Origin of the sequence: Streptococcus sp. HMSC064H09, from assembly GCF_001812625.1 — a bacterium.
Lineage (GTDB): Bacteria > Bacillota > Bacilli > Lactobacillales > Streptococcaceae > Streptococcus.
Genome location: NZ_KV809605.1, coordinates 15,047 through 17,545, shown reverse-complemented (window position 1 = coordinate 17,545; position 2,499 = coordinate 15,047). Strand labels below are relative to the sequence as shown.

Here is a 2,499-nt window from a genome sequence, read left to right as displayed (position 1 = left end):
GGGCTTCACTAATTGGACTAGGACAGGTCGGAGCCGATGAAGTCAAACCAGAAACGACTGCTGTTAACAGTCCTGAAAATGTCGTCTCTGACAGCAATCTTGAGACAAGTGCTAGCCTTATAACAAGAACCGAAGTAGCTCCAACGAGTACAGTTGTCGAGAATACTTCTAGTGCAGCAGTATCTACTGACACTACACCTACTAATGTCGCTACTCAGCCAATAGAAACAACTGCTACACAGCCTAGTAACGAGGCCGATAAAAAGGTTGAAACCGCTCAATCTAGTGAAACAACTATTGCTGATAGGGGTGCTGAAGTCTCATCTGAAACAAGCGACAAGGCAACTACTTCACAGGAAACACCCTCACAAGGTGGCAAGTTCACATCCGATGATCAGGGTAACTGGTATTACCTAGACAACGAGGGCCACAAACTAACTGGCCCACAAACCATCGACAGCTTCAACCTCTACTTCCATAACAATGGCATCCAAGCAAAGGGTGAAAAGGTAACCATTGATGGCAAGGATTACTACTACGATAAAGATAATGGGCGTAAGGTAACTGATACAAGTATTGAAGTAGATGGTAAAACTTATCTAGCAGATGCTGATGGTATCCTAACCGAAAAAACGCAACTACCTACTCAGGTCGTGACGGGTGGTCATTTCCAATCTGACAACCAAAAAGATTGGTATTACTACACTGCCAACGGTGAAAAATTAACTGGTTGGCAAAATGTTGATGGTGTCATCCTTTATTTTGATAAAGATGGCAAACAAGTCAAAGGACAAGAACGAGAGATTGGTGGAAAATACTATCGATTCGATGAGAATGATGGTTCTCTATTAACGAATCAGTGGCATCACACTTCAATTTTCAATGGCTATAGGACAGAACCTCAATATACAACTTATACTAATTACTTAGGCGAAGATGGTGCTGCATTTATTGGATGGCATACCATTGACAGTAAACGTTATTATTTCAAACCTGACGGACTTTTGGCTAAAAATGATACTGTCACAATTGATGGGAAGATTTATCTTTTTGATTACCAAGGACAATTGGTCAAGAACAAATATGGCATTGTTGAAACTCCTTCAATGTTCCATGCAAACACTTCTACCTACCGTACCAATGCTAACGGAGAAGTCTTAACTGGTAAACAAATTATCGATGGAAAAGAATATATCTTTGCTTTAAAGGGTCAAGTTCTTGATGGTATCATAGGTTATGACAGCAAACTTTATCTAGTCACAGATAGTAAAATAGAAAAAAACTATTTTGGAGCCCTTTTTTCAAAAAAAACATTTTGGGGCGGGCCTAGTTTCTCTGGAATCTATGGAACTGATAAAAACGGCGTCCTCCTAGAGGGCATCCAACGAGGCTCCGATGGTTACCTTCACTACTTCCAACCAAAGGTGGAAAGTATTAACAAGCCTACGTGGAAAGAAATCGATGGCAAGCGCTATCGTCTAACAAAATCATATCGAACAGAAAGATATGCTGGTATGTACACCACTATTATCCTTACTAACGACACTTTGAAAGTCGATGATAAGACCTACACAATTGATAATGAGGGAGTAGTGACTGAATTTACGGCTAAAAACCAATTTGTTCGCGATGATTTCTGGAACTGGTACTACTACGACAAAGAGGGCAAACTCCTAACAGGCCGTCAAACCATTGATGGTGTTCAACTCTACTTTGATAAAAATGGTAAGCAAGTCAAAGGTAGCCTAGTAGACATTGATGGTAAAACTTACTACTTTGACAAAGACAGTGGGGCTATGTGGACGAATACCACTCTCGAAAAAGACGGCAAAACTTATATCATCGATGAAAACGGTGTGGCTACTGAGAAAGTGAATTAAAAAGGAAAGACAAAATATTTCTACCACTTTAAGAAAACTTTAGGTTTTAATTTATATGCTATAACTATCCTAAAACTTTTCTTTTTCATAATCTCCTCAATCCAGGGCATAGACCTTGGATTTTTTTGTTTTTTTAAACTCTTGTGACTGCTAAAATTATGACATTTGGCATTCACTCTCTTTTTATGTAATCGATTTCTTATTTTTGTCTAAATTTCTTATTTTTTCTTGAAAGTCTCTAAAATAGCGCTATAATAGGACTTAGGAAATGGAGGAAAAAGTATGAAAGTACATTCTAATTTTACTGGACCTAAGTCCAAAAAACGTCTGATTGCATTCTCATGTGCAACTGCTCTTGCAGGTTTTGCCCTCGTCGCAAAGCCTGCCTTCGCTGAGGAAGTTATAGCTGACAACGCATCAAATCTTGATACGACTGCTGCTACCACTGCCAATGTAGAAACCACAGCAGACCTCGTAGAAACAAAGGTTGTCGAAGCTCCTGCTACTACTGAAAATGTGACTAGCACTGAAAGCACTACAAATGTCTCAGAACAAGCCACAACTTCTGGTGCAAGCTCTGAAACTACCAGTGAAACAGCTTCAACAACTGCAAGTGAAA

General features: G+C 39.5%; 1 protein-coding gene and 1 pseudogene. Both read left to right on the top strand.

Going from position 1 to position 2,499, the window contains the following annotated elements; all coding sequences use genetic code 11:
- Positions 1 to 1,880, top strand: a 1,880-nt coding sequence (locus tag HMPREF2867_RS08050; RefSeq protein ID WP_070576979.1) for a glucosyl transferase, incomplete at its 5' end; no start/stop codon positions are given.
- 282 nt (positions 1,881 to 2,162) lie between these two features.
- Positions 2,163 to 2,499: pseudogene (locus HMPREF2867_RS11615) on the top strand (glucosyl transferase); the annotation flags it as partial.